This is a genomic window from Pseudomonas sp. S3_B08 (assembly GCF_054667725.1).
Window position 1 is genome coordinate 2983214 of sequence record NZ_CP162750.1, and the last position, 26582, is coordinate 3009795.

22 protein-coding genes are annotated in these 26582 nt (G+C 59.6%); 7 read left to right on the forward strand and 15 right to left on the reverse strand.

Annotation, left to right across the window (positions count from 1 at the left end):
• Positions 1–69 precede the first annotated feature (69 nt).
• Positions 70–1491, reverse strand: a complete 1422-nt coding sequence (locus AB4N73_RS13505) for an MltF family protein (protein ID WP_095182215.1) — start codon at positions 1489–1491, stop codon at positions 70–72.
• A gap of 234 nt (positions 1492–1725) precedes the next feature.
• Here AB4N73_RS13505 and AB4N73_RS13510 point away from each other — a divergent pair, with 234 nt between their 5' ends.
• The 3 genes from AB4N73_RS13510 to AB4N73_RS13520 all read left to right on the forward strand — a co-directional run bounded on the left by AB4N73_RS13510 (position 1726) and on the right by AB4N73_RS13520 (position 4790).
• A complete protein-coding gene (locus tag AB4N73_RS13510; RefSeq protein WP_460142188.1) occupies positions 1726–2532 on the forward strand; it encodes a TatD family hydrolase in 807 nt (268 codons plus the stop codon).
• A gap of 207 nt (positions 2533–2739) precedes the next feature.
• Entirely contained in the window at positions 2740–4221 is a 1482-nt protein-coding gene (locus AB4N73_RS13515) for a methyl-accepting chemotaxis protein (RefSeq protein WP_460142189.1), read from the forward strand.
• Positions 4222–4424: 203 nt separating this feature from the next.
• Positions 4425–4790, forward strand: coding sequence for a DUF962 domain-containing protein (locus AB4N73_RS13520; RefSeq protein WP_217851699.1), 366 nt, complete (start codon positions 4425–4427; stop codon positions 4788–4790).
• A gap of 1 nt (position 4791) precedes the next feature.
• Here AB4N73_RS13520 and AB4N73_RS13525 read toward each other — a convergent pair whose 3' ends face one another.
• From AB4N73_RS13525 to AB4N73_RS13535, 3 genes are all read right to left on the reverse strand, one after another.
• Positions 4792–5586, reverse strand: a complete 795-nt coding sequence (locus tag AB4N73_RS13525) for an acyl-CoA thioesterase (RefSeq protein WP_041478384.1) — start codon at positions 5584–5586, stop codon at positions 4792–4794.
• A 233-nt stretch (positions 5587–5819) separates the two neighbouring features.
• The gene (locus AB4N73_RS13530) at positions 5820–6578 is read right to left on the reverse strand and encodes a CHAD domain-containing protein (RefSeq protein WP_310217523.1); all 759 of its coding nucleotides are present in this window, start codon (positions 6576–6578) and stop codon (positions 5820–5822) included.
• A 110-nt stretch (positions 6579–6688) separates the two neighbouring features.
• A complete protein-coding gene (locus AB4N73_RS13535; protein WP_016770894.1) occupies positions 6689–6967 on the reverse strand; it encodes a hypothetical protein in 279 nt (92 codons plus the stop codon).
• A 214-nt stretch (positions 6968–7181) separates the two neighbouring features.
• Here AB4N73_RS13535 and AB4N73_RS13540 point away from each other — a divergent pair, with 214 nt between their 5' ends.
• Positions 7182–8219: a patatin-like phospholipase family protein gene (locus AB4N73_RS13540; protein ID WP_305381244.1), complete on the forward strand. Its 1038-nt coding sequence runs from the start codon at positions 7182–7184 to the stop codon at positions 8217–8219.
• A gap of 109 nt (positions 8220–8328) precedes the next feature.
• Here the strand turns inward: AB4N73_RS13540 and AB4N73_RS13545 are convergent, their stop codons facing one another.
• The 6 genes from AB4N73_RS13545 to kdpF form a co-directional block, all read right to left on the reverse strand.
• A complete protein-coding gene (locus AB4N73_RS13545) occupies positions 8329–9024 on the reverse strand; it encodes a response regulator (RefSeq protein WP_016770895.1) in 696 nt (231 codons plus the stop codon).
• Positions 9025–9072: 48 nt separating this feature from the next.
• Entirely contained in the window at positions 9073–11724 is a 2652-nt protein-coding gene (locus AB4N73_RS13550; protein WP_460142190.1) for a DUF4118 domain-containing protein, read from the reverse strand.
• 145 nt (positions 11725–11869) lie between these two features.
• Positions 11870–12415, reverse strand: a complete 546-nt coding sequence (kdpC, locus tag AB4N73_RS13555) for a potassium-transporting ATPase subunit KdpC (RefSeq protein ID WP_460142191.1) — start codon at positions 12413–12415, stop codon at positions 11870–11872.
• 128 nt (positions 12416–12543) lie between these two features.
• Positions 12544–14601, reverse strand: coding sequence for a potassium-transporting ATPase subunit KdpB (gene kdpB, locus AB4N73_RS13560; protein ID WP_256809713.1), 2058 nt, complete (start codon positions 14599–14601; stop codon positions 12544–12546).
• Positions 14602–14611: 10 nt separating this feature from the next.
• The gene (kdpA, locus tag AB4N73_RS13565) at positions 14612–16306 is read right to left on the reverse strand and encodes a potassium-transporting ATPase subunit KdpA (RefSeq protein ID WP_252884650.1); all 1695 of its coding nucleotides are present in this window, start codon (positions 16304–16306) and stop codon (positions 14612–14614) included.
• Positions 16307–16314: 8 nt separating this feature from the next.
• A complete protein-coding gene (gene kdpF / locus AB4N73_RS13570; protein WP_007899818.1) occupies positions 16315–16404 on the reverse strand; it encodes a K(+)-transporting ATPase subunit F in 90 nt (29 codons plus the stop codon).
• A 398-nt stretch (positions 16405–16802) separates the two neighbouring features.
• Between kdpF and eat the strand changes: the two genes are divergently transcribed.
• The 3 genes from eat to AB4N73_RS13585 all read left to right on the forward strand — a co-directional run bounded on the left by eat (position 16803) and on the right by AB4N73_RS13585 (position 19158).
• Positions 16803–18167: an ethanolamine permease gene (gene eat / locus AB4N73_RS13575; RefSeq protein ID WP_460142192.1), complete on the forward strand. Its 1365-nt coding sequence runs from the start codon at positions 16803–16805 to the stop codon at positions 18165–18167.
• 129 nt (positions 18168–18296) lie between these two features.
• Positions 18297–18464, forward strand: a complete 168-nt coding sequence (locus AB4N73_RS13580; protein WP_016770901.1) for a DUF2897 family protein — start codon at positions 18297–18299, stop codon at positions 18462–18464.
• Positions 18465–18600: 136 nt separating this feature from the next.
• Positions 18601–19158 carry a TetR/AcrR family transcriptional regulator gene (locus AB4N73_RS13585; protein WP_460094933.1) on the forward strand — a complete coding sequence of 186 codons (558 nt, stop codon included), beginning with the start codon at positions 18601–18603 and terminating at the stop codon, positions 19156–19158.
• On the opposite strand, the gene fabF is transcribed toward AB4N73_RS13585, so the two are convergent.
• The 5 genes from fabF to AB4N73_RS13610 form a co-directional block, all read right to left on the reverse strand.
• Positions 19155–20429 carry a beta-ketoacyl-ACP synthase II gene (gene fabF / locus AB4N73_RS13590; RefSeq protein WP_073472389.1) on the reverse strand — a complete coding sequence of 425 codons (1275 nt, stop codon included), beginning with the start codon at positions 20427–20429 and terminating at the stop codon, positions 19155–19157. The genes AB4N73_RS13585 and fabF overlap by 4 nt on opposite strands.
• Before the next feature lie 205 nt (positions 20430–20634).
• Positions 20635–20970, reverse strand: coding sequence for a ComEA family DNA-binding protein (locus AB4N73_RS13595; protein WP_122700150.1), 336 nt, complete (start codon positions 20968–20970; stop codon positions 20635–20637).
• A 110-nt stretch (positions 20971–21080) separates the two neighbouring features.
• Positions 21081–23075, reverse strand: coding sequence for a polysaccharide biosynthesis protein (locus tag AB4N73_RS13600; protein WP_375122491.1), 1995 nt, complete (start codon positions 23073–23075; stop codon positions 21081–21083).
• A gap of 86 nt (positions 23076–23161) precedes the next feature.
• Positions 23162–24190 carry an MraY family glycosyltransferase gene (locus tag AB4N73_RS13605; RefSeq protein WP_375122492.1) on the reverse strand — a complete coding sequence of 343 codons (1029 nt, stop codon included), beginning with the start codon at positions 24188–24190 and terminating at the stop codon, positions 23162–23164.
• Positions 24191–24279: 89 nt separating this feature from the next.
• Entirely contained in the window at positions 24280–26154 is a 1875-nt protein-coding gene (locus AB4N73_RS13610) for a hypothetical protein (RefSeq protein WP_375122493.1), read from the reverse strand.
• Positions 26155–26582: the final 428 nt, after the last annotated feature.

Below are 26582 nucleotides of genomic sequence, written 5' to 3' on the forward strand. Positions count from 1 at the left end.
TCGCTATATTAATCAGTTTATTTCATGTTTAAAGCGCAAAAATTTCGCCATAACAATCGAATTGTTAGATTATTTCCGTGTGACCACTTTCTGCTGCCGGGGCTCGAGCGACTCTCGCTCCCGGTCGAATGCCAGATAATACTTGTTCACGCTATTAACATAGCTGACGGCGCCCATCCCCACCTGCTCCATGGCAATGCGCTCGACCTGGAAGAACCACTGGTTGGGATTGAGGCCACGGCGGCGGGCTTCCGCACGCATACCCTGGACGCGCTCGGGGCCGATGTTGTACGCGGCGAGGGTGAACGCCATGCGCTCACGCTCGTTGAGTTTCGGGCTGCTGAAGAACTTGCGGCGGATCATCGCCAGGTACTTGGCGCCGGCCTGCACATTCGCATCGAGATTCTGGATATTGTTCACGCCGACCCGTTGCGCGGCGGACGGAGTGATCTGCATCAGCCCGGTCGGACCGCTGCCGCTGCGGGCGTTGGGCTGCAGACGCGATTCCTTGAACGCCAGCGCCGCCAGATTGAGCCAGTCCATGTTCTGCGCGTCGGCGTGCTTCTGCAGGGTTGGACGGAGTTTTTCCAGACGCTGGCGATCGGCTTTGGCCAGCGGGTTGTGCACCTGGTACAAGCGTCGATAGATGCGCAGGAACGCCGCGTCTTCGTCCGACGGTCTCTTGTAACCGGTGAGGAAGCGATCGATGCTCGCGCGCAACATCGACGCATCGCGGCGCACGAACCAATGCTCTTCGCCCGGCTCGCCGAGGCTCAGCTGCCGATCGAGACGCAGCTTCGGCAGGATTTTGCCCCAACGCTCGGCAATCGGTTGCTCGACAATGGTCAGGTGGAAAATCCCGCCCTGAACCATCTCCAGCACATCTTCGACCGCCAGCGTCGGATCGACCCATTCGATATTGATCGGCGCCAGTTTGTGCAGCGCCAGTTTCTGGTTGAGCTGGCTGACCACCTCCCCCGCCGCACTGCCGGTGGGCAAGGCCAGGGTCTTGCCGGACAGTTGCTCGACCTTGGTGTAACGGCGCTGGCCCTTGATCCCGACCAGCACCAGCGGCACGTTGCTGGCAATCGGCTCACTGCTGGCGACCGCGTAGCCAGAAGGCAGATCGAGCAATTCACCGGGCGCGACCATGTCGCCTTCGCCGCGCTGCAAAGCGCCGAGCAATTGATCCTTGGCTTTGGGAATGATCTTGAGGGTGACTTCCTGGCCGTCGCGAGCATGGCCATTGAGGTATTGCTCGAACGCGCGCAATCGGTGGTACTCGACACCGATGGCCTGGCCCTGGACTTCGCCGGAGCTGTTGCGGCTCTGATTGACCAAAACCCGCAACACGCGGCTGCTGCGGATTTCCGAGAGGTCGCGAACCTTGCTCGCCGGCACGGCTTGCAGCGGCCCGGGCAGGCGCGCGACCGCCGTCATCGGCAGCAGCAGCGCAGCACACAACAGCAGCAGAACCGAGGGACGATGCATCCACTCTCCGAAAAGAATACGGGGCTATTCGTCGCAAAAGAGACGACATCACCGACGAAAACAGAGCGCTTTGCGCGCTGATAAAGTGCGTGAGACTGGCACAGTGATGGCATAGTCGCCACCCCGGAGTCCTTCGCGGCCTCAACAGACAGCCATAAGTCTTTGTAGTTCTTGGCTTTTCTTATAAATCTACAGCTCTGATATGCTTTCCGGCCTTCGGCCCGAGGTAGCACCATGCAACTCATCGATATCGGCGTCAACCTGACCAACCCCAGTTTCGCCGACAAACACCAGGCCGTGCTCGACCGCGCCTACGCCGCCGGCGTCTGCCAATTGGTGCTGACCGGCACAAGCGTCGAGGGTAGCGAGCAGGCGCTGGAACTGTGCCAGCAACTGGATGAGAGCGGCCAACGGCTGTTCGCCACCGCCGGTATTCACCCCCATTCGGCCAGCGACTGGAACGCTGACAGTGCTCGTCGCCTGCGCAGTCTGTTGAACGAATCCAACGTCGTCGCGGTGGGCGAATGCGGGCTGGATTTCAACCGCGATTTCTCTCCGCGCGCGCAACAGGAAAAGGTTCTCGAAGAACATCTGGCGCTGGCCGTCGAACTGCAATTGCCGGTGTTCCTGCACGAGCGTGATGCCAGCCAGCGGCTGCTGGAGATCCTCAAAGACTTCCGCGATCAACTGCCGGCGGCGGTGGTGCACTGCTTCACTGGCGAGCAAAAGGCTTTGTTCAGCTACCTCGATCTGGATCTGCACATCGGCATCACCGGCTGGATCTGCGACGAACGCCGGGGCACGCATCTGCATCCATTGGTCAAAGAGATCAAGCCGGGGCGGCTGATGCTGGAAAGCGATGCGCCATATCTGCTGCCGCGCACGTTGCGGCCGAAACCGAAAAACGGTCGCAACGAACCGGCGTATCTGACCGAAGTGTTGCGCGAGGTGGCGTTGCATCGCGGCGAGACCGAGGAAGCGCTGGCCGCGCATACCACCGCATGTGCCCGGGCGTTTTTTAATCTTCCCATTCTCACCTGACTGCACACTTCCCCTGTGGGAGCGAGCCTGCTCGCGAAGGCGGTGGATCAGCTACAAATGGGCTGAAGGACGCAGCGCTTTCGCGAGCAGGCTCGCTCCCACAATAGATCTCGGCATCTGTTGATTCATATCAAAACTCCCGAATCTGCATAGCGGCACAATAATGGCACCTTGCCAAAACTGTTTCCGCTATCAGAGAAGACCTCCATGGGTGCCTGGCTTAGCAACATCTCGCTGAAATACAAATTCTGGGCGGTCAACGCGGTCGCCTTTGTCACCACCCTGCTGCTCGTACTGTACGCCGTACATCTCGAACAGCAGGCCCGCAGCCACGCCGCGCAGGCATCCGCACAAGCGCAGGCGCAGTTGCTCAAGGCCTGGCCGCTCGGGCAACCGTTGCCCAAGTCCGCCCAAGTGCTGACATTCAAGCGCGGTGAAGCGCCGCGTCTCAATGATCAACCGCTGCTGGAAATCAGCGGCAGCAACGGCTGGAACGTCATCAATGAAATGCCACTGTTCGGTGACGACCCGTTGATCGGCGCCGAAGTGTTCAGCCGTGCCGACGGCGAACAAGTGGCGGTCATCGCCTCCGCCCCGAGCCTGAGCCAGGTGTTCAGCGAGCGTTTCGCCAACTATGCATCGGCGGTCTTCGTCCTGATGCTGGCGATGCTCGGTGCCTCGCAATTGTTGATCCGCTTTCTGCTCAGCCAGCTCAACACGTTGAAAGACGTGATGCTGCACGTTGAAAAAACCGGCGATCTTTCTGCTCGTGTGCCGCTGGTGGGCAAGGACGAAGTCGGGCAGATGGCCAATGCCTTCAACGCCATGCAGGCCGGCTATCAACGCGTCGTAACCACCGTTGCCAGCACCGCGCGACAACTGGATGACGGCGCTGCGCGGCTGGCCTCGAGCATGAATGATGTGCGCCACGGCATGCTCGGCCAGCAAAGCGAAACCGACCAGGCTGCCACCGCGATCAACGAAATGACCGCCACCGTTTATCACATCGCGCAACACGCCGGCGCCACCCGCGATCTGTCGAAAACCGCCGATGGTCTCGCTGGAAGCGGTCAGCAGGTGGTGGCGCGCGTGCAGCAATCGATTGCCGGGTTGTCCAGCGGCGTGCAGCAGACGGCAGAAATGATTCAACGCCTGGCCGAGGACAGCCAGAAGATCAACGGCGTGGTCAGCGTGATTCACAGCATTGCCGAACAGACCAATCTGCTCGCGCTCAACGCGGCGATCGAAGCGGCCCGCGCCGGGGAGATGGGGCGCGGCTTTGCCGTGGTCGCCGATGAAGTGCGCAACCTCGCCAAGCGCGTGCAGGCGTCCACCGACGAGATCACCAGCATGATCGCCGCGTTGCAGGCCGGCACCCGCGATGCGGTGGATTTCATGCAGGAGAGTTCGTACAAGGCCGACGACTGCGTGCAGCAGGCGCAGGAGGCTGGCGCGGCGCTGGCGGAAATCACCGGAGCGGTGGCGCAGATGCGCGAAAGCAACACGCAGATTGCCGTGGCGGCGGAACAGCAGAGTCAGGTCGCCGAGGAGATGAACCGGGCGGTGGTGAGTATTCGTGACGTGACCGAGAACACCGTGCAGCAGACGGTGGATTCGGCGACGACCAGTAATGAGCTGGCGACATTGGCCGGGGAGCTGAACAAGGCGATAGGTCAGTTGAAATTGTGAATCCGCTTTCGCGAGCAGGCTCGCTCCCACATGCGCCATAGAATCAATGTGGGAGCGAGCCTGCTCGCGAAGGCGTCAGAGGCACCTACATCGAATCCTGCGATGACGGCTATCACTTCAATAGCCAACCTTGATTCGCCGCGCTCCGCGCCCGGGCCTATTCTTCAACCATGAAGTTCAACATGGATCGAGGAGTAGCAAACATGGGCAAACGTCACCCCAACCTTCCCGCGTGGCAATGGCGCGCCTATCCGGGCAATCATCAGCATCCGACCAATCTGGTCCTGCACCTGATTGCCGTGCCGCTGTTCATCGTGGCGTTTCTGTTGATCGTGTCGGGAGTGTTCAGTCTGAGCCTGGCCAGCGTCGCCATCGGCGTGATCGGTATCATGGCGGCGCTGGGTCTGCAGCGCCACGGTCACGGCCTGGAGGCGCAAGCCTCCGAGCCGTTCAGTGATCGCAAAGATGCCGTGTCACGTTTGCTGGTCGAGCAGTTTCTGACCTTTCCGCGGTTCTTCCTCAGCGGTGGCTGGTGGCGCGCCTGGCGTGAGCGCCACCGTCGGCATTGAGTCAGGCGAAGATCGTCACGGTCTGCCGACTCATGGCAATCAACTCCCCTTTCGCGCTCCACAACTTCGCGGCGACATGGCCGTAACCGTCGGCCGCGTATTCGATATCGGCCAGGTATTGGCACCAGTCCAGTGTGCTCAAATCGTGTAACGGCTGCACGAATTCGATGGTCCAGGTCAGCGTGCTACCCGGCGCCGGCTTCTTCAGATACGGCAACAGCGCCGGCGGCCAGGCATCCACCAGCGCCAGCAGATGCGCCTCGTTGACCGGCTCCTCTTTGACATCCCCACGCAACCGCACCCAGCCGCCCATCAAGCGCGAGGCCGTGCCGGAAAACGGAATGCCGCCGACGCTCCAGCGCATCGCCAGATGGCGCATGAATTCCGGGGTCACGCCTTTGATGTAGGGCAGCTCCTGGCATTCGTCCCAGTGTTTCATGGTCGGCGCCGGGTAGGCTTCGACGGCGACTTCCGAGGGCCGCGAGGCACCGAAGCTGCCCTGAATGATCGTCACCACCTGACCATTCTGCATGGCGCGGCCCAACACCTGGCTGACGGCTTTGCCTTCACGCAGCACGTCGACTTCGAAACTCACCGGCACTTCCGGCTCGACCGGGCCGACAAAGGTAATCGCCAGCGAACGCACCGGGCGCTCCGTCGGCACCCTGGCGCGCATGGCTTCAAATTGCAGCGCGGCCACCAGTCCGCCAAAACTGGCGCGGCCCTGCCCCCATTCGGCGGGGATGATTACTTCAGGTTGTTGGCGGACAGCATCGAGCAGATCGCAAAAGCGCATGGCAACCTCGGAAAACGAGAAAGGAATGCGCGGATCTTACCCAGCCCCGGGCGGCGGCGCAGCGTCTATTCCGGTCAAATGGGCTGACAGATAGGCCTTGGCACTTTTCGATTTCGCCGCAGAACCCTTGTAGGAGCTGTCGAGTGAAACGAGGCTGCGATCTTTTGATCTGTTTGCAAATCAAAATCAAAAGATCGCAGCCTTCGGCAGCTCCTACAGGGGATGCGCAAGCTTCAGGATTTGAAACACGTAGCGCTGAGCTTTTCCAGCACTTGATCGGCCTTCAGCTCTGCCTTGATCAACCCGGCCTGCCAGGTGGCCACACACGGCTGCAGATCAGCCTCCTGCTCGGCGCGCGCCAGCCATTGCCAGCAATCGTGCCAGTCGCCCAGTGCGCCTTGCGCGGATTTCAGGCGTTTGTAAGCCGGTTTCGGCAAGCGATCCAGTTCGGGGTAGGCTTCAATGCCATAGCGCACGCGCTTGATCAGCAGGCGCAGGCGATGGCGGTCATGGGCGGGATCGTGCAGCGCTTCGTCGAGTTTCTGCCATTGTTTGCCCAGGCGTTTTTCAATGCGTTTATCCAGATCCTTGAGCAGCCCCTGACGCTGGGACGCGCGCAAAAATCGTGGAAATGCGTCGAGAATCATCAGCAACGAAGCCAGTTCCGCACTCGCCGCCAGCGCCGGATACGCTTCGGCCATTTGCGCCAGACGCCGCTGCGCAGCCTCGGGCTGATCATGCTCGAGCAGATACGCCGCGAGCACTTCGCGATCACGCCACGGTGTGGTCAACTCGCCCACCGCAGACGCTGCCGCCTCCAGTTGCTCGACACCCGGCAACCCGCGCAACGGCCGCAACAGACTGCGCAAGCGCCGCACCGTGGTGCGCAAATCATGCAACGCCTCGGGATCAGTGCGCGCAGTCAAGCGCGCCTGACATGCCAGTAGCCGCACATCCAGGCTCAACACATGAGCCACCAAGCGATCGATCATGGGGTCTACTCCGTAGACAGCTACAAGCTTCTAGCTACAAGCTTGAAGCTTCAAGCTGAATGTGATTGCTTCAAAGCTTGCGGCTTGCAGCTAGAAACTTGCAGCTGCTGTTAACGTCCTGCGCGGGATTCGCGAATGTAGAAGCGGGCTTTTTCGGCTTTTTTGCTGCAGCCTTCGAAGCCTTCGAATTGTTGCTGGGTCTTGGCGGCGGTCAGCAGCGACAGCGCTTTGGAATAGCTGACGGTGCCGGCGAAGCCTTCAGCCTTGGCCAGGTCCAGTTCGTGCCAGGCCGCGTCGAGTTGGCTGCCGCAGCTGTCGCGGTACGCGGTTTTGCCGGCGCAACCGGCCAGAACCAGAGCCATCAACGGTACACAGATCCAGGCTTTCATCACTCACACCTCAAGGTAGGTCAACAGTCGTGCAGGTAAGACGGTCAAGCGGTGAAAAAGTGCCTCGCTGATCGGTCAAACCACGTGGCGCAGAGCATAGCGCGCAAGCGTGCGCCGCGAACGAAAAACGACGTCACCGCTTCGCGCAACGACCTTGGCGATTGAGCCGCTTGGCCGATGCGTGCATTGTGCAGGCTTGTCCGGAGGAAGTTTGATGAAAAAGCGTGTCGCACTGGTGCTGGGCTCCGGTGGCGCCCGGGGCTATGCCCATATCGGCGTTATCGAAGAAATTGAAAAACGCGGCTACGACATCGCCTGCATTGCCGGTTGTTCGATGGGCGCGGTGGTCGGCGGGATCTATGCCGCCGGCAAACTGGATGAATACCGGCGCTGGATCGAAAGCCTCGATTACCTCGACGTGCTGCGTCTGGTCGATGTGAGTTTCCGTCTCGGCGCGATTCGCGGCGAAAAGGTCTTCGGGCAGATTCGCAAGATCGTCGGCGAGATCAACATCGAAGACCTGCGCATTCCCTACACCGCCGTCGCCGCCGACCTGACCAATCAGCAGGAAATCTGGTTTCAGGAAGGCTGCCTGCATCAGGCCATGCGCGCCTCGGCGGCGATTCCCAGCCTGTTTACCCCGGTGATGCAGGGCAACCGCATGCTGGTCGACGGCGGCATTCTCAATCCGTTGCCGATCGTTCCGGTGGTGTCGAGCCATTGCGACCTGATCATCGCGGTCAACCTCAACGCCACCAATCAGCGCCAGTACAAGTTGCCGGTGATCGAGCGGCCGGCGGCGTTCCGTTCGCGCTTCGACAGTCTGATCAAATCCATGGGTTCGAAGTTGCCGTTCCGCCGTAAACAGGCTGAACAATTGTTGAAGCTGGAACAGGAAGCGTTGCGCGCCGAGGCGGCGGAGATCAATCCGTGGCTTGAGGGCGTCGAACCGGAAAGCCAGCAACCGGCCTCGGCCCCGGAACGCGAAGGCGCGCCGAAATCCGCCACCGGTTCGTTCATCATCGATAACGTCGGGCCGGCGTCGCTGCTGGATTTGATCAACCAGAGTTTCGAGGTGATGCAGACCTCACTGGCGCAGTACAAGATTGCCGGGTATCCGCCGGATATCCTGATCAACGTGCCGAAACGGGTGTGCCGGTTTTTCGAGTTCTACAAGGCGCCGGAGTTGATCGCGCTGGGGCGGGAGATTGCCAGTGATACGCTGGATCGGTATGAGCAGGAGCAGGGTTGAACTGATGCGGATTTTTCGGAGTATTTGATGGCCTCTTCGCGAGCTGGCTCGCTCCCACATTTGAAATGCATTCCCCTGTGGGAGCGAGCCAGCTCGCGAAAGCGTCAGCTCAGCCAGCTTCACTCAACAACCGATACCCCACCCCCGCCTCAGTCACGATAAACCGCGGCCGGGTCGGGTCATCCGCCAGTTTCTGCCGCAGGTGCCCGACCACGATGCGCAGATAATGACTGTCCTCGGTGTGCGTCGGCCCCCAGATATCCTTGAGCAATTGCTGCTGGGTGATCACCCGCCCCGGATGCCGCGCCAGTTGCGCCAGCACCGCATATTCCTTGCGGGTCAGGGCGACTTCGGCGCCGTCGAGCAGCACGCGCCGATAGGCCAGATCCACGGTCAGAGGGCCGAAACTCAGCGCCGCTGGCTGCGCCTCCCCCGCCGGTGCCTGGCGCAACAACGCGCGAACCCGGGCGAGAAATTCCTGAATGCCGAACGGTTTGGTCACGTAGTCGTTCGCGCCGCCATCCAGCGCTTCGACCTTCTGCCCTTCACTGGCGCGCACCGACAGCACAAGCACTGGCGTGGTCGCCCACTCGCGCAACTCGCGCAGGACCTGCTGACCGTCCATGTCCGGCAGGCCGAGGTCGAGCACCACCAGGTCCGGTTTGCTCAGCGCGGCTTGTGCCAGGCCTTCAGCGCCGGTGCCGGCTTCGAGCACTTTGTAGCCTTGTGAAGCGAGGCTGATGCGCAGGAATTTGCGGATCTGCGGTTCGTCGTCGATGACCAAAATGGTCGCGGTCTGGCTCATGAATTCACATCAACACAATAGATTGGCAAGAGAGTAGCGCAGTCGACTTCAAGCTTCACCGTCCATCCCCGGTTGTGCCTGCAACGGCAGGTGCAAGGTGATGCAGGTGCCGCGCCCGTCGATGCCGTCAGCCACGGAAATACGCCCGCCGTGCGCGCCGACCATGCCCTGACAGATCGCCAGTCCCAACCCCGTGCCCTGCCCGCCGCGATCACCGCGCGCGGCGGTGTAGAACATGTCGAAAATCTTCGCTCGGTCCTCTTCAGGGATCCCCGGGCCTTCATCGCTGACCGAAAAGAAAATCTCCTGCTCATCGGCACCCGCGCGCAGTTGCAGGCGACCGTGGCTGGGCGAAAATCGCGCGGCGTTTTCCAGCACGTTAACCAGCGCCTGTTCGATCAGCGCCGCGTGCACATACAGCAGCGGCAACTCGGCCGGCACTTCGGTGCTGACCTGCAGCGGCGCCAGCACGGCGCGAAGGCGATTGAGCGAGCTGCCGACGATATCGGCCGGCGATACCCAGTCGCGCGCCAGCTTCAAGGCGCCGTGGCCGAGGCGGGTCATGTCGAGCAGGTTCTGGATGTAGCGGTCGAGGCGTTCGGCCTCATCGCGGGTGCCTTCGAGCAGCTCGCGGCGATCCTCCAGCGGGATCGCTTCGCCGAGGGCCAGCAGGCTGTCGATGCTGCCGCGCATGGCCGTCAGCGGCGTGCGCAAATCGTGGGACACCGAGGCCAGCAAGGCGCTGCGTAACTGTTCGGTTTCGCCGTGCAGACGCGCCGCTTCGAGGTCATCGGCCAATTGCGCGCGGGCCAGGGCTTGCGCCAACGGCTGGCTCAGCGCAGTGAGCAAACGCCGGCGCTGACCGCTCAAGCTCTGGCCTTCCTTGGCGCAAACACCAAGCAACGCCAGCGGCCCGTCCTCGACCGACAACGGCCACCACCACCAACGCCCCAGCGGCAAGGTGCCGGTGCCCTTGCCCGCCGGTTGATCGTGTTGCCAGGCCCAGTCGGCGGCGGCGCGTTCGGCCTCGGTGAATTGCAGCGGCCCGCCGGTTTCGACTTTCCAGCCGCCCTGGCCGTCGCGGTTGAGCAAGCACAATTGCACATCGCTCCAGCCTTCGAGGTGTTGCGCGGCAGCGCTGATCACGGCTTGGCGATCCGTCGCGGCGGTGAGTTTGCGCGACAGGTCGAGCAGTTCGCTGGTCTCTTCCTGCGTATCGCGCAAGGCCTGCAACTGCCGCCGCTGACGCGCCGCGAGGTTGCCGGTGAGCGCCGCCATCAACAGGAAGAACAGCAGCGTCAGCACGTCTTCTTCGCGCTGAATGCTGAAGGAGAAATTCGGTGGAATGAACAGAAAATCGTAGGTCAGAAACGACAGCGCCGCACAGGCCAGCGCCGGGCCGAGGCTACTGCGCACCGCCACCAGCAACACCGCCGCGAGAAAAACCAGCGAGATGTTCGGCAGCGGCAACACACTCGACACCGCCCAGGCCAGGGCCGTGGCCAACAACGTCGCAATCAGCGCCAGCGCGTAGTCGAACCACACCAGCGTGACTGAATTGCGCGGGCGCGGTTGGCGCTGCTCGTGGTCACTGTCGAGCACGTTGATTTCCAGACCGTGCGCCTGACGCAGCAGGCGCGCCGCCAAGCCACCGCCGAACAGTCGACGGCGCAGACGTGGCCGCGACTGGCCGACCAGCAACAGACTGGCGCGGCGTTCGGCGGCGTGTTGAATCAGGGTTTTCGCCACTTCGCCGGCCCGCAACAGCACCACTTCGCCACCGAGGCGTTCGGCCAGTTGCTGGGCGCTTTGCAAACGCAAACGCGATTGCTCGTCACGGGCGCTGCCGTTGTCGACATGCACCAGACTCCACGGCAGATGCCGGCGCTGGGCGACGCGGCTGGCGTGACGCACCAGCCGTTCGGCCTGCGCATCGCCATCGATACCGACCAGCAAACGCCCGCGTACCGCCGGCGCGGCCTGCCCGAGTTGGCGATAGCCCTGGGCGAGATCGTTGTCGACCTGCGCGGCAGCGGTCTGCATTGCCAGTTCACGCAGTGCGGTGAGATTGGTCTGGGTGAAAAACGCATCGATCGCAGCGCGGGCCTGTTCCGGCACGTAGACCTTGCCTTCGCGCAGACGCTCGAGCAATTCACGCGGCGGCAAGTCGATCAGCAGCAGCTCGAAGGCTTCCTGCAATACCCAGTCCGGCAGCGTTTCGCGCACCTGCACGCCGGTGATGCCGCGCACCTGATCATTGAGGCTTTCCAGGTGCTGGACGTTGACCGTGGTGTACACGTCGATGCCGGCGGCGAGCAGTTCCTGAATGTCTTGCCAGCGCTTGGCGTGACGACTGCCGGGGGCGTTGCTGTGGGCCAGTTCATCCACCAGCACCAGTTTCGGCTTGGCGGCGAGAATGCCGTCGAGGTCCATTTCTTCGAGCAGCACGCCACGGTATTCGCTGCGCACCAACGGCTGCTGCGGCAGGCCGCCGAGCAAGGCTTCGGTTTCGGCGCGGCCATGGGTTTCGACCACGCCGGCGAGAACCTTCACACCCTGGCGCAGTTGCGTATGCGCGGCCTGAAGCATGGCGTAGGTCTTGCCGACCCCGGGCGCCGCGCCGAGGAAAACCTTGAGCCGGCCACGGCCATCGCGGGGCAGGTCTGCTAACAATGCGTCGGCGCGGCCGGAGTCGCTCATGCTTGATGTTCTCTCTTACGAATGATCGTTCCCACGCTCCGCGTGGGAATGCAGTCCGGGACGCTCTGCGTCCCATAAAAGCAGACGCAGAGCGTCTATTGATGCATTCCCACGCAGAGCGTGGGAACGATCGGTATCAACTGAATTACAGGTTTTGCAGTGCCAGATTCAGCTCCAGCACATTCACCACCGGCGGCCCAACCAGCGGCTGTTCGATGTGCTTATCGAGCAATTGCTGCACGGTCGACACCGGCAGGTTACGCGCTGCTGCGACACGCGCCAGTTGATAGGCAATTGCCGCCGGTGGCAAGTGCGGATCGAGGCCGCTGGCGGAGGTGGTCAGCAAGGCCAATGGCACCGGCCCCTGCCCAGCGACTTGTTGTTTTTGCGCGTCTTCGATTACGCGGGTCGCCAGGGCCGGATTGCTCGGCGCGAGGTTGCTGGCGCCGCTGGCGACCGTGGCAAAAGCCCCGGCAGAGGGGCGCGGGTGGAACCAGTTGTCACCGCTGAAATCCTGGGCGATCAGCGCCGAGCCGCGGACTTTGCCGTCGGCGTCGTGGATCAGGCTGCCATTGGCCTGAGCCGGGAAAGCGACCTGGGCGATGCCGGTGACCGCGAGTGGATAGGCGACGCCGGTGATCAGGGTCATCAGCGCCAACAGGCTCAGGGCCGGGCGTATCATTGTGGACATTGCAGAATCCTCGATTCAGAAACCAGTACTGTGTTGAACCAGATAAGCAGTGGCGCATTTTTCGCGAGCAGGCTCGCTCCCACAGGGGAATGCAATTTCAGGTGGGAGCGAGCCTGCTCGCGAACGCGTCACACCAGATGCAACGCCGTAAGCAGCATGTCGATCACCTTGATCCCCACGAACGGCACGACAATCCCGCCGACGCCATAGATCAGCAGATTGCGCCGCAGCAACGCCGCCGCACTCGCTGCTTGCACGCGCACACCGCGCAATGCCAATGGAATCAGCACAACGATGATCAAAGCGTTGAACACGATGGCCGAGAGAATCGCGCTCTGCGGACTGCTCAGATGCATGATGTTCAGCACGCCCAACTGCGGGTAAATCGAGGCGAACAGCGCCGGCAGAATCGCGAAGTATTTGGCGATGTCGTTGGCGATGGAAAAGGTCGTCAGCGCGCCACGGGTCACCAGCAATTCCTTGCCGATCTGCACCACGTCGAGCAGCTTGGTCGGGTCGCTATCGAGATCGACCATGTTCGCCGCTTCGCGTGCCGCTTGCGTGCCGTCGTTCATGGCCATGCCGACGTCTGCCTGGGCCAGCGCCGGGGCGTCGTTGGCGCCGTCGCCGCACATGGCGACCAGGCGACCGTCGTTCTGCTCGTGACGAATGCGCGCGAGTTTCTTCTCCGGCGTGGCTTCGGCGAGCACATCATCGACGCCTGCTTCAGCGGCGATCGCAGCAGCGGTCAGCGGGTTGTCGCCGGTGACCATCACCGTGCGAATTCCCAGTTTGCGCAACTCGGCAAAACGCTCGCGGATGCCTGGTTTGACCACGTCCTTGAGATGGATCGCGCCAAGCAACTTACCGTCTGCACAGACCAGCAACGGCGTGCCACCGCTCTGCGCAATCTTGTCGATTTCCCGCGCCAGCGCCGGGGCCAGATCGCTACGTTGCTGACCGAGAAACGCCAGCAGCGAATCCACCGCACCTTTACGATACACGCGGCCCTGATAATCGACGCCGGACAAGCGGGTTTCCGCGCTGAACGGCACGGCGGTCAGGGTTTCCGGGGCCGGCTCCGGTTGTGGATGCAGGCCACGGAGGAACTCGACGATCGACTTGCCTTCAGCGGTTTCGTCGGCCAGCGAAGCAAACAACGCGCCTTCGGCCAGCTCACGGCCGCTCACACCCGGCGCCGCGTATACGGCACTGCAGCGACGGTTACCGAAGGTGATGGTGCCGGTCTTGTCGAGCAACAGCACATGCACGTCACCCGCCGCCTCCACCGCGCGACCGGATTTGGCGATCACATTCAGGCGCACCAGTCGATCCATCCCGGCGATACCGATGGCCGACAGCAGACCGCCGATGGTGGTCGGGATCAGCGTGACCAATAACGCGACAAGGAACACCAGCGGCAGGCTGCCATTGGCGAAATGCGCGAACGGTTGCAGGGTGACGACCACCAGCAGAAAGATCAGGGTCAGGCCGATCAGCAGGATATCCAGCGCGACTTCGTTCGGGGTCTTCTGACGCTTGGCGCCTTCGACCAGGGCGATCATGCGGTCGAGGGTCGATTCACCGGGGTTGGTGGTGATCTTCACCAGCAGCCAGTCGGACACCAGCCGCGTGTTGCCGGTGACGGCGGAACGGTCGCCGCCGGACTCGCGGATCACCGGCGCCGATTCGCCAGTGATCGCCGCTTCGTTGACCGCCGCGATGCCTTCGATGACTTCGCCGTCACTGGGGATCATTTCCCCGGCTTCGACTCGCACCACGTCGCCCTTGCGCAGATTGGCAGCCGGCACGATCTTGAAGCTGCCATCAGCCTGACGGCAACGGGCGCTGAGGCCTTCGCTGCCGGCCTTGAGGCTGTCGGCGCGGGCCTTGCCACGACCTTCGGCCAAGGCTTCGGCGAAGTTGGCGAACAGCACGGTGAACCACAGCCACAGGGCGATTTGCGCGGCGACGAAGGTCGGCACGTCGGCGTCCGGGATGAAGCACAGCACGGTGGTGAAAATCGCCGTCAGTTCGACCACCAGCATCACTGGCGAACGGGCCAGCTGCCGTGGGTCGAGCTTGACGAAGGCTTGCACCAGCGCCGGGCGCCACAGGGCCGAGATCGCAGTTTTGGCTTGTTCCGGCGCTTTGACGGCGGCGGGTTTGATTGCAGGCATATTCATGATGGATTCCTTAGAAGCCCATACTTAAATGTTCGGCGATAGGACCGAGCGCCAGCGTCGGCAAGAACGTCAGGCCGCCCACCAGCAGAATGGTCACAGTCAACAGGGTCACGAACAGCGGGCCGTGAGTCGGGAAGCTGTTCTGGCCGATCGGTGCGCTTTTCTTCATCGCCAAACTACCGGCCAGTGCCAGCACCGGCAGGATGTAGCCGAAGCGGCCGATCAACATGCCCAGGCCGAGCATCAGGTTGTGGAACGGCGTGTTCGCGCCCAAGCCACCAAATGCCGAACCGTTGTTGGCGCTCGCCGAGGTGTAGGCATAGAGCAACTGACTGAAACCATGCGCGCCGGGGTTGCTGATGGTTGCCGCAGCGCTGGGAACCGTGGCGGCAATCGCGCCGAGCACCAGCACGCCGACGGGCATCACCAGCAGCGTCACCACCAACAATTGCACCTCACGCGCTTGAAGCTTCTTGCCGAGGTATTCCGGCGTACGACCGATCATCAGACCGGCGAGGAACACCGCGATCAGCACGTTGAGCAACATGCCGTAGAGCCCGGCACCGACACCGCCGAAGATCACTTCGCCGACCATCATGTTGACCAGCGCGACCATGCCACTCAGCGGGTTGAGGCTGTCGTGCATGCCGTTCACCGAGCCGTTCGAAGCCGCCGTGGTAGTCACCGACCACAGCACCGTCGCGGTGGTACCGAAGCGCGCTTCCTTGCCTTCCAGCGGCGCGGTCTGCTCGACGGCAGCGTTGTTCAGGGTCGGATTCGGCTGATACTCGGCCCACAGCGAGGTCGCACCGCCGATCAGGAACAACGCCAACATGCAGGCGATGATCGCCCGGCTCTGACGCAAGTCCTTGACGTAGTGGCCGAAGGTGAACACCAGCGCCACCGGGATCAGAATGATCGAGGCGACTTCGAACAGGTTGCTCCACGCGGTCGGGTTCTCGAACGGATGCGCCGAGTTGACCCCGAAGAAACCGCCACCGTTGGTGCCCAGCTGCTTGATCGCAATCTGGCTGGCGGCCGGGCCGAGCGGAATTACCTGATCGACGCCTTGCAAAGTCACGGCATTTACATACTGGGCGAAGGTTTGCGGCACGCCCTGCCAGACCAGGTACAGCGCCAGCAGCAGGCACAGCGGCAGCAGGCCATAGAGGGTGGCGCGGGTCATGTCGACCCAGAAGTTGCCGAGGGTCTGCGCCGATTTACGGCCGATGCCACGGCACAGCGCGACCAGTACGGCGAGGCCGGTGGCGGCGCTGACGAAGTTCTGCACGGTGAGACCGACCATCTGGCTCAGGTAGCTGAGGGTCGCTTCGCCGCTGTAGGACTGCCAGTTGGTGTTGGTCATGAAACTGACCGCGGTGTTGAACGCCTGGGTCCATTCCTGGCCCGGCAGGTTTTGCGGGTTCAGCGGCAGGTGATCCTGGAACAGCAGAATCGCAAACAGCAGCAGGAAACCGGCAAGGTTGAACGCCAGCAGCGCCAGCGTGTACTTCTGCCAGCTCTGCTCCGCCTGCGCATCGACCCCGGCAAGACGATAGCAACCGCGCTCGACCGGTCCGAGAATCGGCGTCAGCCAGGTGCGCTGGCCCTCCATCACCTTGTAATAGAAGCGCCCAAGGAACGGCGCCGGCAGCAGGACCAGCGCAAAAAACCCGAGGATCAGCCAATAGTCATAACTGTGCATAACCGCTCCTAGTTCCGGTCCGCGCGCAACAGCGCAACCAACAGATAAATGAACAGCCCCACTGCCAACAGCAGTGACACCCCGTCCAGAACGCTCATGGAAGATCTCCGTGTAACGGCGTATTGCCGTGTGTGCAGCGATTGTCGGGAAGGAGGCTGTAAAGGAACGAGAGCGAGGCGCGGCGTGGGTCATAAAGAAAGCGTAAAGAGTGGGTTTATGCGGGCTTTACGGCTGAGTTTCGTGGTGTTTGGGCTGCGCCTTCGCGAGCAGGCTCGCTCCCACCGGGGCAACGCATTTCAAAATGTGGGAGCGAGCCTGCTCGCGAAGACGGCATCACCGACAACATCGCACCCAACTGGCGCACAAAAAGCAGCTATCCCCACCCGAACATCCCCCCTGCGACAGCTTTGAACTCATTACGACTTGTTTCAGCGTAATGGCACGCCCACTGCACACGCCCTCCCCTGAGCTTTCCAACCATTGCGGGAGCAAGCGCATGAACACACAACTCAAACCCACGCTGGGCACGTTGCACCTGTGGGGTATTGCCGTGGGGCTGGTGATTTCCGGGGAATATTTCGGCTGGAGTTACGGCTGGGGCGTGGCCGGTACGCTGGGTTTTCTGGTGACCTCATTCATGGTCGCGACCATGTACACCTGCTTCATCTTCAGTTTCACCGAACTGACCACCGCGATTCCCCATGCCGGCGGGCCGTTTGCCTACAGCCGCCGCGCGTTTGGCGAAAAAGGCGGATTGATCGCCGGGCTGGCCACACTGATCGAATTCGTCTTCGCCCCGCCAGCGATTGCCTTGGCGATTGGCGCGTATCTCAATGTGCAATTTCCGGCACTCGACCCGAAACACGCGGCGGTCGGGGCGTACATCGTGTTCATGGGCCTGAACATTCTCGGGGTGAAACTGGCGGCGACGTTCGAGCTGATCGTCTGCGTGCTGGCGGTGGCTGAGTTGCTGGTGTTCATGGGCGTGGTCGCGCCGGCGTTCAGCTTCAGCAACTTCGCGCTGAATGGTTGGGCCGGTTCCGACGTCTTCGGCGCGCCGGCAATTGCCGGGATGTTCGCGGCAATTCCATTTGCAATCTGGTTCTTCCTCGCCATCGAAGGCGCCGCCATGGCCGCCGAGGAAGCCAAGGACCCGAAACGCACGATCCCGAAAGCCTATATCAGCGGCATCCTGACCCTGGTGCTGCTGGCAATGGGCGTGATGTTCTTCGCGGGCGGCGTCGGTGACTGGCGCACCTTGTCCAACATCAACGACCCATTGCCGCAGGCGATGAAAACCGTGGTCGGCGACAACTCCGGCTGGCTGCACATGCTGGTCTGGATCGGCCTGTTCGGCCTGGTCGCCAGTTTCCACGGCATCATCCTTGGTTATTCGCGGCAATTCTTCGCCCTCGCCCGCGCCGGTTACCTGCCCGCCTCATTGGCAAAACTGTCGCGCTTCCAGACCCCGCACCGCACAATCATCGCTGGCGGCCTTATCGGCATCGCGGCGATCTACAGCGACGGTCTGATCAACCTCGGCGGCATGACACTCACCGCCGCGATGATCACCATGGCCGTGTTCGGCGCCATCGTGATGTACATCATGAGCATGCTCAGCCTGTTCAAACTGCGTAAATCGGAACCGAATCTGGAGCGTACTTTCCGCGCGCCGTGCTATCCGCTGGTTCCGCTGATCGCGCTGGTGCTGGCGGTGGTTTGCCTGGTGGCGATGGCGTGGTTCAACACACTGATCGGGCTGATTTTCCTCGGTTTCATGGCGGTGGGGTTCTGCTACTTCATGCTCACCGGGCAACTGCGCGCCGATGCGCCGGCGGATGCCATGTTGACCGGTCTGTAACACGGTTCGGATGTGCCGGGCATAAGCGGCCTAGAATGGAACCACTGCGAAGTCGTTTCGCTCAAAGGTGGTATGCAGCATCGCACGGCGAAGTCCTCGCCCGTCGAGCTGCCATTAAGGAGAGCCGTTATGCCCTGGTATGCCTGGTTGATTCTGGTCGTCGCGATCGGCTCGATTGTCGGCGGATTGATGATGTTGCGCGACACCGCCAACAAGGTCGAACTGACCGATGAAGAACGCAAGCGCGTCGCACAGCGCAATGCCGAAGCGGATGCCAAGGATGCACAAGACCGCTGATACCAACCCCGCCGCATGGCGGGGTTTGTTTTTTCAGCACAATCGGACTTACCCGCAGGCTGTTTAGATTTTAGAAGTACAGTCACCATTTAATCTTCCGTGGTTAAGATGGCAGCATCGTCGCGGAGAGCTCCACATGCGTTACTCGCCAGATCACAAAGCCCAGACCCATCAACGCATCATCAAGGAGGCTTCCGCCCGATTTCGCAAGGACGGTATCGGCGGCACCGGCCTGCAGCCTTTGATGAAAGCCCTGGGCTTGACCCATGGCGGCTTCTACTCGCACTTCAAATCCAAGGAAGAGCTGGTCGAAAAAGCCCTGCAAGAAGCCGGCGAGCAAGTCGCGGGCCTGTGCGAAGAGATCTTCGCGCAGGAAAACCCGCTGCAAGTCTTTATCGACACCTACCTGTCGGAGTGGCATCAGACCTCGCCCCACGAAGGCTGCCCGCTGCTGACCATTTCCTCCGAGCTGGGCCTGCGCGGCCAGCCAAGCCCCACCAGTGACGAAGTCCTCAATGCTCGCCTCGAACAAATTCAGGCCACGCTCGAAGGCGAGAACAGCGCCGATCGCAGCATTGTCATCATGGCGACCCTGGCCGGCGCTCTTCTGCTGTCACGCAGCGTCGCGGATGCCGACTTCGCCCAGCGCATCCTCGACGTCACCCGCGAGCATCTCAAGCAATCGAGCGATTAACCTTCCCAGCGCTTGAACAACACGCTCGCATTGACCCCGCCAAAACCGAAGCCGTTGGACAATGCATATTCGATCGCCATCGACCGCGCCTCACCATGGACAATGTCCACCCCTTCGCTCGCTGGATCCGGGTTTTCAAAGTTGAGCGTTGGTGGCACTACCTGATCCCGAATCGCCAGGAGCGTGAAAATCGCCTCCAGCCCGCCGGCCGCGCCGAGCAAATGACCAGTAGCGGATTTGGTCGACGTTACGGCGATCTTGTTCTGCGTGCCAAACAACGCCTTGATCGCCGCCAGCTCGCCCAAATCGCCAACCGGCGTCGACGTCGCATGGGCGTTGAGATGCTGCACCTGCTCCGGCTTTACACCGCCCTGAGCCAGTGCCAATTGCATCGCCCGGCGAGCGCCACTGCCATCTTCCGGCCCGGCGGTAAGATGATATGCATCAGCGGTCGTGCCGTAACCGACCAGTTCGGCCAGCGGCTTCGCACCGCGTGCAAGCGCATGCTCCAGCGACTCGATGACCAATAGACCGGCACCCTCGCCCATCACGAAACCATCGCGCCCACTGTCGAAGGGACGCGAAGCTTTTTCCGGGGTGTCGTTGTAGCCGCTGGACAGCGCCCGCGCCGCCGCGAAACCAGCGAGACTGACGCGATCGATCGATGCCTCCGCACCGCCACATACGGCGATGTCCGCCTCACCTGCGCGAATCAACCGCGCTGCGTCGCCGATCGCCTGAACCCCGGCGGCACATGCGGTAACCGGAGCACCCAATGGCCCTTTGAGGCCGTGCTGGATCGACACATGACCGGCCGCGAGATTGACTAGAAACGATGGAATGGTGAACGGCGACAAACGCCGGGGACCACGGCTGTCGGTGGTACGCACCGCATCGGCAATCGCACCGAAACCACCGACACCCGAGCCGATGATTGTTGCGGTCCGCTCCTGGCTTTCAGCGTCGGCTGGATGCCAGCCGGCCTGCTCCAGCGCCTGCCGCGCCGCTTCCATGGCGAACATGATGAAGCGATCCATCTTCTTCTGTTCCTTGGGCGGCGTGGCGCGATCCGGATCAAACCCGGCCTCGGCATCCTCCTCCACCGTCGGCACACTCCCGCCGACCCGGGTCGGCAGATCAGCCACAACCGCATCGGGCAGGTTGCGCAATCCGGAACGACCGGCCAGCAAACGCTGCCAGACGATTTCAACATCACTGCCCAAGGGTGAAACCAGGCCCATGCCCGTGACGACGACTCGACGTTGGTTCATACCGTGGTTACCCCTTATCAATTCAAAATTCGACGTGCATCGGTGTGCTGCGATTCGGCTGCTGAATCAGTCCCGAGCAAAATTATTATAGGCATAATCAAACCGCAATATGATAGCCGTAATTTCAGCGTTTAGGCATTCACCCGATCAGCACCCAATAAAAAAGGCCGGTCAATGACCGGCCTCTCGGCGTTGAACTGTCAGCTTAGTTCACTTCCAGCTTTTCACGATTGCGATCCAGAATCGCCTTGCCAATCCCCTTCACTTCCAGCAACTCATCCACCGACGCAAACGGCCCATTTGTATCACGATACGCAACAATGGCCTGCGCCTTGGCCTCCCCCACACCCGCCAACTCCTTCTGCAACGTTGCCGCATCCGCGCCGTTGAGATCGACCTTGGCGCTTGCCGAGGGCGCAGCTGCATCCATCAGCAACGGCGCTTTTGTTGACTCGGTCGGCGCTACAGGCGCAGCAATGGCAGCGATCGAGGCGCTGGTGAGGAAAGCAAAGATCAGCGAGTAGAAATAACCGGTACGCATAAGTGACGCTCCATCATCGTTTTAGAAAGCAGCTTTTCCGAAGCTGCTCTCCAAACGTAGGTCATGATAGAGCGAAGTCAAAAATGCGAGCGTTACAGGATGTGAAATAATCAGGGTTCGAGGCGGCGTTGCTGGTAGATCCAGTCGACGATTTCGCCATCGGGGGTGTAGCCGGAGACGGTTTCGCGCAGGAGTTGGCGGACGCGGGTGTAGTCGTCGGCTTCCACGGCTTTGAGCAGTTCCCCCAGCCTGGCCTTCAGCACGTCCCATGGGAGGTGATCTTCATTGGCCGTCATGATCATCGGGTGCGATGTTGCTGCGACGTTGTCACCGATCAGCAGCTCCTCGTAGAGCTTCTCGCCAGGGCGTAATCCGGTAAACTCGATGGAAATATCACCCTGCGGATTACGCTCGGAACGAATACTCAAGCCGGACAGGTGAATCATTTTCTCCGCCAGTTCGACGATTTTTACCGGCTCACCCATATCCAAAACGAAGACATCTCCGCCCTGCCCCATGGAGCCAGCCTGGATGACCAACTGTGCGGCTTCGGGGATGGTCATGAAGTAGCGGGTGATTTTTGGATGGGTGACGGTCAACGGCCCGCCGGCTTTGATTTGGCTATGGAACAGCGGGATGACTGAGCCTGAAGAGCCAAGCACGTTGCCGAAACGGACCATGGTGAAGCGGGTTTTGTTGACTCTGGAAACGTTGGCTTTATCGCCGAATAAGACAGGAGCGATCTCACGGCTCAGAGCCTGAAGCGTCAATTCCGCCAAGCGCTTGGTGCTCCCCATGACGTTGGTCGGGCGGACCGCTTTGTCAGTGGAGATCAACACGAAGTTAGCCACTCCGCACTGTAATGCGGCCTGAGCAGTATTGAGGGTACCGATCACATTGTTCAGTACACCTTCGGCAATGTTGTGCTCAACCATAGGCACGTGTTTGTAGGCAGCCGCGTGGTACACGGTATCAACATCCCAAGTTTTCATGACATCCAACAGCTTGTGTTGATGCCGGATGGAACCAAGGATTGGTAACAGTCTGATCGATAAAGACTCGCGAACGGCTCTCTGCTCAAGTTCTGACAAGATGCTGTAGAGGTTGAATTCACTATGCTCAAACAGCAGCAGAGTCTTGGGTTCAAGAGAAAATATTTGCCGACAAAGCTCTGACCCGATGGATCCGCCTGCACCGGTCACCATTACCGTCTTCCCCTTAACGCAGCGCTCCAGCAAATCACTCTGCGGCGGCACTGAATCCCGACCAAGCAAATCGGCAATGTCGACTTCCTGAATGTCTTCCACCTTAACGCGACCGCTAGCCAGATCGGTGAAGTTTGGAACGCTCCGGACGTGCAGCGGGAAACCTTCCAGCAGATTGAGAATTTCCCGTCGCCTGGCGCGAGTGGATGAAGGAAGCGCCAGCAGTATTTCCTGGGCGCCGGTAACATCAATCATCTGTTGAATGTGCTTTGGCTTGTAGACCTGCAACCCCGAAATTGACCGGTCCGCGATGCTCGCGTCATCGTCGATAAACGCTACGGGGCGCATAACGCGCCCCATGCGTAACGCAGCAACCAGTTGATTGCCGGCAACGCCGGCACCGTAAATCGCGACTTTCGTTAGGCCATCATCACGATTCGCAAACGGCACATGTTGAGCTGCATTGAACCAGTCGCCCATGAAATATTGGCGCATGCATAGTCGAAGCCCACCTATGATGACCAGGCTCAGCCACCAATAATTGAAGATAATTGAACGTGGCACGACCGCTTCATGATTGCTGTACCAGTACACCACCAATGCAAGTATCAATGAAGAAAGGCTGACCGCTTTGCCTATCGCTATCAACGCATCATTGCCAAAATAGCGCATCACCGCACGATACATACCAAAACGGACAAAGAGCGGAATAGCAATAATAGGGGCGCTTATAAAAAGCCAGAAATGCATCTTGATCGGGTTGTACATATCGTCGATGCCGAGGCGAACGATAAACGCAAGCCAGAGCGAGCCCCAGACAAGAAATACATCTGTGGCGACTTGAATCAGGCGCTTTTGCTTGCGTGGCAAACCTAGCAAAAAGCTGCGTATCTTATCCATAAACCTCAACCGATCAGACCAGTTTGGACGCTTAGCTATGACTACTCATTGTACGAGATAATTCGCAGCCGACCGATTTTTTCCCTTCATCGCTCCGGCGAACTCACTTCCGTCTTGCCCGCATCAAATGCGATTGCGAGCAGGACGAGCGGAGCATACGCCAGCACCACACCGACCATTCCATTGAGCCCCAGCACACTTACGCTGTAGGCAATGGGAAACAGCCAGACAACATTGATCGCCGCCGCAGACAACGTAACCGGTAAATGACGGGCATAACGTCGTGCGGCGTACTGATACGCATGGCTTCTGTGAGCTTCATAAACCTTCTCGCCCTGCATGAGGCGCCGGACAAGGGTAAACGTCGCATCAACGATAAAGACGCCCAGCAGGATCAACCACATCCACAGGAAACCGGGATCAATCCAGGCAGCCTGCAGGGAAAGAGCGCCCAGAGAAATACCTAGGAACCCACTTCCAGCGTCCCCCATGAATATTTTAGCTGGTGGAAAGTTCCAAAACAGAAAGCCAAGTACAGCTGCGGCCAAGAGTACGGGCGGCCAAACTAACGAGCCGTGACCGTTGATCCAATAAAGAACGCCTGCCCCGATACATACGCACAGCGCCTCAATGCTGGCGAGCCCGTCAATACCGTCCATGAAATTATAAAGATTCAGCATCCAGACTAGATAGAGCAATGCGAGAATATTTCCAACCAGTTTCAAGTCGACTGATGCACCAAAGATCTGAATCGGTGCAAAGCCTCCGATCCAGACGAGCACCCATCCTGCAGCCAGGAAATGGCCAACCAGACGCCAACGAGCGGCGATATGGCCGTGATCATCCATGAAACCGATAACCGCCACCAGAAAGCCACTGCCAGCCGTTGCAATAAACGTGGCGTTATTAATCAAATGAGTGCTCCATAACCATGCGAGTGCAATGAGAAAGCCCACGACGATTGAAATGCCGCCGCCTCTGGGTGTTGGCACGGTATGTGAACTACGTCCGTTAGGGATATCTATCATACTGCGCGCCAAGGCATATCGACGGAGCGCTGCAGTCAAACCGAGAGCAAGACCGAAAACGATGGGAAACAACCACCATGAAAACATTTATGAAACTCCACTTTTGAGTTCTCCGACGAAGGTGCCGCGTTATTGATTACAACACCCTCGCCAAGCCCTCACCTCGGGCACCGAGGCTATTTACTAAAATCATACTTATCTACTTCAACCGAGTTCACTTGTATTATTCCACCTCTAAAACCAGTCGGAACGATCAATAACTCAGTGACATCGTCATCTATATGAATGGTTTGTCTTTTTTCGAGAAAATTGATTGGGAACCTGCCGTAGACGTGGTTTTCGGAAAATTCCTTGACGCTGGCAGATTTCCAGTAAACCGTCATGTAGTCGTAAAAGAACCCGCCTCTGATATTGAGAGTAACTTTCGAAACGATACGACCCCCATCCGCACGCCCTACAGGTGGTACGGTTACGTTAATCACGGGCGGCGCGTCGACGTCATTTATATAAACGTCTTTGGACACGTTCGTGGTGTTGGCGACGGGCAATGCATCAGCCAAAAAGTCAAAAGATGCTACTTTCCGGGCGCTTGCCACATCCGCCACCTCGACCCCCATGTAGCGTGCGAGCCGATAGGCCGACATTTCCTTATGAATGTTCCACGAAAAGATGTAAGTACTGAACACGATAATAATGGAAACCAAAACCGCCGCGCACAGGTAAGTGGAGCGAATGATCTTGTCCCAACCAGCCGATCGGGCCTGGATCACCGTAGCGGCGTGCGTAAGCGATGCCGGACTGTACCGTTCGATAACGTAGTCAAGCAGCACAGCAAAAATGATAAGCACGAAAGGGATGGCCGGGAACGCGTAGCGCGGGAGTCCGTGAAATGGCGCATTCATATACGTTAACGCCAATGGCACAGCCGCAATGAATAAGATGCGCGGATCTGTTCTTCGCGCCAGAAAGGGCAAGGCTGCCACGGTAGGAATGATCACAAGGTGCTGTAACAGTAACCAGGGCCGAAGCAAAGGCTGCACATGCACGAGGCGCTCGTCCCAGACATCTCCCCACAACTGTTGCATGTAGCCGAAAATTCGCCAGTTCCAGTAAGTGAGCGGGGCTGGCGTACTATTCGCTGCAACAATGTCGGCGAGCTGTCGTCCATTCGTTGCGCCCATATCGAGAAAATAGGGAACTGCTCCCCAGATCATCGGACCACCGCCGGTTTCCGGCAGCAGCAACACCCGGTCGAACTCTAGGAAATTATGCACACCGTAGGGCGCCATTCCAGCGGTGACGCCCATCGCGAATACGGCCGATTGAATGCACCGTTTCTTTATAGGGCCGTGTCCGTAGACCAAATAGAACATCATTGCCAACAGTGCAAATGGCAGCGCCTGAGCTCGAACGTGTATAGCGTAAGCAACCAGGATTGCAGCCAAAAAGGTAGTCCAGGCGCGCCCGGTACCGAGCGAACTTATAAATGCGGCGACGAATCCAAGCATGACAAATATGAAGAGGTGCTCTGTCAGAAGCCTGTCGGTATTATATAAAAAAGCAGGATAAACCGATAAAAGTGCAAGCGCCAATACCACCAGCATCCGGCGAACTTTGAGCTGAGTCAGAATGAGAGCGGCCAATACGAGCGACAAAACACTTAAAACCACTTGAACTACAATCACATGCTCGAATGATTCACCCCATAATGTATAAATCGCAGCAAGGAAAACAGGATAGCCAGGAGACAGGCCTGTCACACCCTTAAGGCCAGAGAGCTCACCATTAGTTATATAAGGCTCTCTGACCATATACCCATAGGCGAGAATACTTTTCGCCGCATTGTGATAAGTATATTCATCCCCCGGCAATGGCGTCCGATCCAGATCGGTATATGTATATCTCATATACGCCGCGAGACACAGGACCATAACCAGCACTAGAAAATACAGACATCTATTCACATTGCTCATACTGAAATACGCTCGAGCATCAGCGACTGGCTTGCTCGTTTCAGTGGTTACCTGAATAGATGTTGGTACGGTTGACATTGTTATTTTTTCCATTTTAAGTGATGACCTGCAACTGCCTTCACAACGCTGCTGATTGGCTGAAAGCATGCAACACCAATGCTCGCCGACCTCCCCAAGAGCGTACACTGAGCGATTTACGCTTGACATTCCGAATGGCCTGAGGGTACTCCGCTTACCGCTGTCCGGGCCGGGAGACGAATCGTCCGGAATTCGTGGTGCTGGCACAAATCCGTCCGATTATGCTTGATTTTTTTTCGTATGCATAAGGCAATGCTCACATTTAGTCTGTAAAATGCGTCCATGCAAGCGTGTCCGCGGCTTCCACGCGGGATTCAAAACGGACATGAACGCACCGCTCTGACATTAAGCACCGGCTAAAAAATCTATTAAACACTTACCATTAAAAAGGAAGCTTTTAACTCAATGCAGTTTTTTGCTTTCAGACA

Bases quoted from the DNA above. Each gene is read 5' to 3' on its own strand.
- AB4N73_RS13505 (WP_095182215.1), bottom strand. From the start codon at position 1,491: ATGCATCGTCCCTCGGTTCTGCTGCTGTTGTGTGCTGCGCTGCTGCTG.
- AB4N73_RS13510 (WP_460142188.1), top strand. From the start codon at position 1,726: ATGCAACTCATCGATATCGGCGTCAACCTGACCAACCCCAGTTTCGCC.
- AB4N73_RS13515 (WP_460142189.1), top strand. From the start codon at position 2,740: ATGGGTGCCTGGCTTAGCAACATCTCGCTGAAATACAAATTCTGGGCG.
- AB4N73_RS13520 (WP_217851699.1), top strand. From the start codon at position 4,425: ATGGGCAAACGTCACCCCAACCTTCCCGCGTGGCAATGGCGCGCCTAT.
- AB4N73_RS13525 (WP_041478384.1), bottom strand. From the start codon at position 5,586: ATGCGCTTTTGCGATCTGCTCGATGCTGTCCGCCAACAACCTGAAGTA.
- AB4N73_RS13530 (WP_310217523.1), bottom strand. From the start codon at position 6,578: ATGATCGATCGCTTGGTGGCTCATGTGTTGAGCCTGGATGTGCGGCTA.
- AB4N73_RS13535 (WP_016770894.1), bottom strand. From the start codon at position 6,967: ATGAAAGCCTGGATCTGTGTACCGTTGATGGCTCTGGTTCTGGCCGGT.
- AB4N73_RS13540 (WP_305381244.1), top strand. From the start codon at position 7,182: ATGAAAAAGCGTGTCGCACTGGTGCTGGGCTCCGGTGGCGCCCGGGGC.
- AB4N73_RS13545 (WP_016770895.1), bottom strand. From the start codon at position 9,024: ATGAGCCAGACCGCGACCATTTTGGTCATCGACGACGAACCGCAGATC.
- AB4N73_RS13550 (WP_460142190.1), bottom strand. From the start codon at position 11,724: ATGAGCGACTCCGGCCGCGCCGACGCATTGTTAGCAGACCTGCCCCGC.
- kdpC (WP_460142191.1), bottom strand. From the start codon at position 12,415: ATGTCCACAATGATACGCCCGGCCCTGAGCCTGTTGGCGCTGATGACC.
- kdpB (WP_256809713.1), bottom strand. From the start codon at position 14,601: ATGAATATGCCTGCAATCAAACCCGCCGCCGTCAAAGCGCCGGAACAA.
- kdpA (WP_252884650.1), bottom strand. From the start codon at position 16,306: ATGCACAGTTATGACTATTGGCTGATCCTCGGGTTTTTTGCGCTGGTC.
- kdpF (WP_007899818.1), bottom strand. From the start codon at position 16,404: ATGAGCGTTCTGGACGGGGTGTCACTGCTGTTGGCAGTGGGGCTGTTC.
- eat (WP_460142192.1), top strand. From the start codon at position 16,803: ATGAACACACAACTCAAACCCACGCTGGGCACGTTGCACCTGTGGGGT.
- AB4N73_RS13580 (WP_016770901.1), top strand. From the start codon at position 18,297: ATGCCCTGGTATGCCTGGTTGATTCTGGTCGTCGCGATCGGCTCGATT.
- AB4N73_RS13585 (WP_460094933.1), top strand. From the start codon at position 18,601: ATGCGTTACTCGCCAGATCACAAAGCCCAGACCCATCAACGCATCATC.
- fabF (WP_073472389.1), bottom strand. From the start codon at position 20,429: ATGAACCAACGTCGAGTCGTCGTCACGGGCATGGGCCTGGTTTCACCC.
- AB4N73_RS13595 (WP_122700150.1), bottom strand. From the start codon at position 20,970: ATGCGTACCGGTTATTTCTACTCGCTGATCTTTGCTTTCCTCACCAGC.
- AB4N73_RS13600 (WP_375122491.1), bottom strand. From the start codon at position 23,075: ATGGATAAGATACGCAGCTTTTTGCTAGGTTTGCCACGCAAGCAAAAG.
- AB4N73_RS13605 (WP_375122492.1), bottom strand. From the start codon at position 24,190: ATGTTTTCATGGTGGTTGTTTCCCATCGTTTTCGGTCTTGCTCTCGGT.
- AB4N73_RS13610 (WP_375122493.1), bottom strand. From the start codon at position 26,154: ATGTCAACCGTACCAACATCTATTCAGGTAACCACTGAAACGAGCAAG.